The 6,008-nt window shown below is 68.8% G+C and carries 6 protein-coding genes; 5 read left to right on the top strand and 1 reads right to left on the bottom strand.

All coding sequences use genetic code 11. The features are described 5' to 3' along the window. Positions 1-95: 95 nt before the first annotated feature. Positions 96-275, bottom strand: a complete 180-nt coding sequence (locus tag E3O49_RS07870; RefSeq protein ID WP_174776552.1) for a nucleoside/nucleotide kinase family protein — start codon at positions 273-275, stop codon at positions 96-98. A gap of 258 nt (positions 276-533) precedes the next feature. On the opposite strand from E3O49_RS07870, the gene E3O49_RS07865 reads away from it, so the two are divergent. From E3O49_RS07865 to E3O49_RS07845, 5 genes are all read left to right on the top strand, one after another. Further along, positions 534-2,966, top strand: a complete 2,433-nt coding sequence (locus E3O49_RS07865) for a response regulator (RefSeq protein WP_134402568.1) — start codon at positions 534-536, stop codon at positions 2,964-2,966. After that, the gene (locus E3O49_RS07860; RefSeq protein ID WP_160141055.1) at positions 2,963-4,561 is read left to right on the top strand and encodes an ATP-binding protein; all 1,599 of its coding nucleotides are present in this window, start codon (positions 2,963-2,965) and stop codon (positions 4,559-4,561) included. Before E3O49_RS07865 ends, E3O49_RS07860 begins: the two co-directional genes overlap by 4 nt. After that, entirely contained in the window at positions 4,558-4,935 is a 378-nt protein-coding gene (locus E3O49_RS07855) for a response regulator (protein WP_134365597.1), read from the top strand. The genes E3O49_RS07860 and E3O49_RS07855 overlap by 4 nt, the downstream gene beginning before the upstream one ends. After that, the gene (locus tag E3O49_RS07850) at positions 4,932-5,225 is read left to right on the top strand and encodes a hypothetical protein (RefSeq protein ID WP_134365596.1); all 294 of its coding nucleotides are present in this window, start codon (positions 4,932-4,934) and stop codon (positions 5,223-5,225) included. The genes E3O49_RS07855 and E3O49_RS07850 overlap by 4 nt, the downstream gene beginning before the upstream one ends. Before the next feature lie 483 nt (positions 5,226-5,708). Next, positions 5,709-6,008 (top strand): helix-turn-helix domain-containing protein (locus tag E3O49_RS07845; protein ID WP_478213383.1); only part of this gene is annotated, 300 nt, incomplete at its 3' end.

The raw sequence follows: 6,008 nt of genomic DNA, 5'->3' as shown, positions 1-6,008 counted from the left end.
CACGACGACCGCCACAGCAACGCCCCGCCCGCTGCGGCCAAATCGGCCCGGATCTCGTCGCATCAACTTCGAATAGGCGTTACTGACACACGCTCCTAGAGAAAATTTTCCCGTAGCGCCCAGCCGGGGCCGTGATAGAGCGAGTCGATCTCGGTGTGCTGTCCGCCGGTGATCGCTGCGATCCGTGACGCGAGCGTCGACTTTCCTACGCCGGAGACGCCGGCGACGAGTACGCGGCGAAGGCGAGGCGGAAGGGAGTCTTGTGCGCACAACACCTGTTGAGCGTAAACCTTCAAGGCCAACCCGATCCGATTCGGAGCTGTGGACGCTCAAGGTTGCGCCAATGGGCAGTGTTCGGTAGTCGATCAATCATTCCCACGGCCGCCCCGTCTAGTGACCAGCGACCGTGCCCGACTTCGCGCGAGCGGAAGTTCGTGGCGGGGGTGCCCCTGTAGAGTTCAATAGGCACCACGCAGTCGCTCCAGTCCTGCGCCGGAAGGCCGTAGGGGGAGTTATTGACCGGGAGTAACCCGATGACGGGTAGGGCAGTAGCCGACGACCGGGGCGCGGTGCTCGTCGTCGATGACGACGAGATGATCGTGGGCCTGGTCGCGCGAGGGCTCCTCGCAGCCGGCTACCGCGTCACGACGGCCTCCAGCGGCGCCGAGGCACTGGAGAGACTGGCCGAGGCGGTCCCGGACGTCGTCGTCTCCGACGTCAACATGCCGGACATGGACGGCTTCACCCTCGTGCAGCGACTGCGCGAGGACTCCCGGCTGCGTTCCCTGCCCCTGTTGTTCCTCACCAGCCGCGCGGAGGCCGCGGACGTGGTGTCCGGCATGCGTCTCGGCGCGGACGACTACATCACCAAGCCCTTCGACCTGCCGGTCCTGGTCGCTCGCGTGGACGCCAAGCGGCTACGGCCGCCGGTGCCTGCTGACCGACTGCAGACTGACCGCCGCACGGGGCTGGCCTCGTCCGCGACGTTCATGGACGAGCTCGACCGGGAGCGCGAGCGGGCGCTGCGCAGTGGCCGCTCGGGGCACTTGGCACTGCTCGGGCTGAACGAGTCCGGGAGCATCCGTGCGCGCTTCGGGGAGCGCGGGGTCGACGAGGTGTTGCGGCAGGTCGCCGATGTGCTCGGCGCCGTGGTCACGCCGCTGGAGACGGCCGGCCGTACCCCCGATGGCGGCTTCGGGCTGCTGCTGCCGGAGACGTCGTCGGACGACGTGCGCGACCTGATGCAGGGACTCTCCGAACGCCTCGCCGGCCGCCGCCTGGACGTCGAGGGCTCAAAGGTCAGCGTTACCCCGCTCGTCGGATACGTCCCGCTCGACGCCGTCCAGTCGGCCAAGCAGGCGGTCGAGCAGGCCGGCGCGGCGCTCGAGCACGCGCAGATGCACCTCGATCTGCGGCCGATCGCGTACCGTCCCGAGATGCTCGCCGAGGCCGAGGCCGCGGCACCGCGCCAGCCTCGGCCGCTTCTCGAGCGGCTGCGCACGCCGTTCCAGGTCGCGCTGACGTTCGTCATAGGCATTGTGCTGCCGTACTTCGTCTACCTGTTGGCTGACCGCGCGGGTTTCGACATCACACCGTTCGCCTACCTCGTCGTCGTCTTCTCGCTGCTGGTGACAGGGATCGCGATCTGGGTCGAAGGACTGCTCGCCCTGAACCCGGCGCAGCCGCCTCCCGCACCAGAGGAGCAGGACGGAGGTCCGGCGTACCCGCCTGCGAGTGCCGTCATCGCGGCGTACCTGCCGAATGAGGCCGCGACCGTCCTGGAGACCGTCGAGGCCTTCCTGGGGGTGAACTACCCCGGCGACCTGCAGGTCGTGCTTGCCTACAACTCGCCCGTCCCGCTCCCGGTAGAGCGCGTCCTCGGCGAGCTCGCGCAGCGCGAGACGCGCTTCACTCTGCTCAAGGTGGAGGGGAGCACGTCCAAGGCGCAGAACGTCAACGCCGCCCTGCAGATCGTCACTGGTGAGTTCGCTGGTGTCTTCGATGCCGACCACCTGCCCGCGGCAGACAGCTTCGTGCGCGCCTACCGCTGGATGGCCGATGGGTACGACGTCGTGCAGGGCCATCCGGTGGTACGAAACGGCGACGCCTCCTGGGTGGCGCGCACCGTAGCGGTCGAGTTCGAGATGATCTACGCAGTCAGCCACCCCGGCCGGGCGAAGCTGCACCAGTTCGGCATCTTCGGCGGGTCAAACGGCTACTGGCGCACGCAGCTGCTGCGCGAGACGCGCTTCCGCGGCTCGATGCTCACCGAGGACATCGACTCTGCCCTGCGGGTCGTCGAAGCCGGCTACCGGATCGGCTCCGACCCGTACCTCATCAGCCGCGAGTTGGCGCCGACGACGCTGCAGGCACTGTGGAACCAGCGGATGCGCTGGGCGCAAGGGTGGTTCCAGGTGTCCCTGGGCCACCTCTTCGGGGCGCTGCGCAACCCCGGGCTCACGCCCAGACAGCGGTTCGGCTTCTTCTTCCTGCTGGGCTGGCGCGAGGTCTACCCCTGGCTGAGCGTCCAAATGTTCCCGCTCATCGCCTTCTACGCCCATCGCGCCGGCGGGCCGCAGCACCTCGACTGGTTCGTCCCGGTGTTCGTCCTCACGACCATCTTCACGCTCAGCGTCGGGCCGTGGCAGACGTTGTTCGCGTATCGCCAGGCCGATCCGGAGATCCGCTCCCGCACGGCGTGGTTTTGGCTGTACCTCGTGGTTGCCTCGGTCTTCTACACCGAGTACAAGAACGTCATCGCACGCGTCGCGCAGGTGAAGCAAGCCATGCGCGAGAAGGCCTGGAAGGTGACGCCCCGGGCCGCCGGGACAGGGGGGGCGCCGGAGGGCGGACTCACCGCGCCGGCTGTCGGTCCAGCGGCCAACGACCCCGAGCACCCGGCGGACGAGCCGCTGGTCCCGCCGCCACTGCCCCACCACACGACTTCCCCAAGCCGTACGTCGTGACCACCTCACGCGAGCACACCCGCGTCAAGGCGCTGCGGGCGCTAGGGCTGCTCGACCAGCCGGGCCAGGAGCGCTTCCGCCGGATCGTGGATCGTGCGAAGCATCTGCTGGACGTGCCGGTGGTCTACATCAATCTCGTCGACGAGACGCGGCTGTGGGTCGTGGCCTGCACCGGACAGACCGACCCCGCGCTGGATCACGACGCGTCGTTCTGCCACTTCGTCGTCGTGGACGACGCCCCGGTGCTCGTCGGCGACGCATCCACGGACCCGCGATTCTGTGACAATCCGCTCGTCGTCGGCCCTCCTCGCCTGCGCGCCTACGCCGGCTACCCGCTGCGCTGGGACGGGCAGGCTGTGGGAACGCTATGCGCCTTCGACGTCGTGCCGCGCACGTGGAGCCGCGCGGACCTGGAAGTCCTGGCCGACATGTCCGCCTGGGCCGAGCTCGAGCTCGGCGCTGAGGAGGTGCAGCGCCGGCTGGCTGCCGCTGAGCTGGCACAGCGGCTCACAGACTCCGTACTGCGTTCGGCGGGCGACGGGATCTGCGCGACGGACGGGGAGGGCCGGCTGGCGCTCGTCAACCCCGCGGCGTGCGACCTGCTCGCGGCACCGGCCGAAAAACTGCTTGGCCAGCCGCTGCACGAGTTGCTGCACCCCCAGGACAGCTCGTGCAGCGACGACGACTGTGCGCTCGGCGCGGCGCTGCGCGACGAGCAGATGCTCGTCGGCGTGGACGACGCCTTCCGTCGGCAGGACGGTGAGGTCTTCCTGGTGCAGCTTTCGTTTGCGCCGTTGCGGCAGGACGACCGGACAGCTGGCGCAGTGCTGGTCTTCCAAGACGTCAGCCAGCGGCGGGAGGTGGAGCGGCTCAAGGACGAGTTCGTCTCGGTGGTGAGCCATGAGCTGCGCACCCCGCTGACCTCGATGCGCGGCTCGCTCGGCCTCCTCGCTGCCGGGGTCGTCGCCGAACTGCCGCCCGAGGTGCAGTCGCTTGTCGACATCGCCCTCACCAACACCGACCGCCTCGGTCGGCTCGTGGCCGACATCCTCGATCTCGAGCGCCTGTCCGCGGGGCACATGCACGTCGTGCGCCGTCCTCACCGGCTGAGCGACCTAGTCGCGCTGGCGCTCGCAGCCGTAGAAGGGATGGCCGCTCAGGCCGGCGTCCGACTGGAGCAGGAGACCTCCGACGACATCTGCTGGGGCGATGCCGACCGACTCGCCCAGGTGCTCGTCAACCTCCTGGGCAACGCCGTCCGCTTCAGCCACTCCGGCAGCGCGGTCCGCGTCACCGCCCGGATGCGAGAGGGTGAGATCCGCTTCGAGGTGTGCGACAAGGGCCGTGGCATCCCGCCCGACCGGGTCGAGCAGATCTTCGAGCGCTTCGCGCAGGTCGACGTGAGCGACGCCCGCGAGAAGCAGGGCAGCGGCCTCGGGCTCGCCATCTGCCAAAGCATCGTGCATGCGCACGGCGGCCGCATCGACGTCGACAGCATCCTCGGGCATGGCTCCACGTTCACGGTCGTGCTGCCGCAGCGCAGGCCGCGGAACGAGCCGTGGCCCGGCCCCCTCCGGCGCAAGGAGGAGACGTGACGCGCTGCGTGCTCGTCGTCGACGACGAGCCGGACATCCGCGCAGTCGCCCGACTCAGCCTTGAGCGAGTCGGTGGCCTGCGGGTGATCGAGGCGTCTTCCGGTATGGAGGCGCTGGATATAGTTGCCTCGTCCCAGCCGGACGCGGTCCTTCTCGACGTTATGATGCCCCGCGTCGACGGCCCGACAACGTATGCGCTGCTGCAGGCCGACCCGCGCACCCGCGACATCCCGGTACTCCTGCTCACGGCCCGGGCCGATGCCACCGAGCGAGAGCGGTGGCTGGCCGAGGGCGTGCGTGGCGTGCTGGCGAAGCCCTTCGACCCGATGGAGCTGCCGCGTCTGGTGTCCGAGTCGCTGGGATGGGGACCGTGACCGACGCGGTCGACGGTTTCCTCGCCGAGATGTGGGAGCGGTACGGGTACCTCGCCGACCAGCGCGTCGCGGCACTCGAGCGGTACGTCGAGGCCGGAGGTGGAGACCGCTCGGGTGATGTGCTGGCCGACGAGGCCGAGTCCGCCGCCCACAAGCTCGTCGGCGCGTTGGGCAGCTACCGCCGGCCCGGATCGGAGCAGGCCGCGGTTGTCGAGCGGCTGGTGCAGTCGCGCGCTCCGGTCGACGAGGTGGCTGCGGCCGTGCGCGAGCTACGCCGGCTCGTCGGCTGAGGCCCAGCGTCGGCGCAGCCTCAACGGGGGCTCCTGAGCTGGTTCATGACCCCAATGCCAGGGCCCACGGCGTCGGCCAGCCATTCCCAAACGCCACTCCCCCGAGACTCCGGAACTTCGGCGAATTGTAGCCAACCTACGTCCGTGGACGTCCCGCTGACGAACCGTTGCTTAGGTGCTGGCGATCACAGCGCTACGGTGAATCGGGCGAGCAGTCGGATGAGGTTGATGTAGTCGTCAGGCGGGAGAGCATTCTGAACTTGCCGCCGGACTCGATCGACGACGGGCGTGAGGTCCGTCTGCGTCTGNAGGTCCGTCTGCGTCTGTGACGGCGCTCACTGAAATTCCCCAGTTCTGCTCACTGAAATTCCCCACTCCGGGTCGCTTCCGCACATAGAAGCGGGCCTTCCTCGATGCTGATGGTCTTCGACCACGCACCAGCTCGAGAAAGGCCCTACTCCTATGCTTTCAGAGGAGGACGACGTGGACATCCACGCGCTCAAACGGCAAGGGATGACGATCAGCGAGATCGCCCGCCGCACCGACCACGACCGTAAGACCATCCGCGCCTATCTGGCCGGACAACGCACCCCAGGAGTGCGTCAACGCGCCGCCCCGGACCCGTTCGACGCGTTCATCGACTACGTCACCGCGAGGCTGACGGAGGACCCGCATCTCTGGGCCGCGACGCTGCTGGACGAGCTCGTCCCGCTGGGCTTCGAGGGGTCGTATCAAACCCTGACCCGCCAGATCCGAGACCGGAGCTTGCGGCCGGCCTGCACC

Source organism: Cryobacterium shii (genome assembly GCF_004402595.1).
GTDB lineage: Bacteria > Actinomycetota > Actinomycetes > Actinomycetales > Microbacteriaceae > Cryobacterium > Cryobacterium shii.
Note: the sequence above shows the minus strand (reverse complement) of the source record. Positions and strands in the feature narration are given on the sequence as shown.

Bases quoted from the DNA above. Each gene is read 5' to 3' on its own strand.
- E3O49_RS07865 (WP_134402568.1), top strand. From the start codon at position 534: ATGACGGGTAGGGCAGTAGCCGACGACCGGGGCGCGGTGCTCGTCGTC.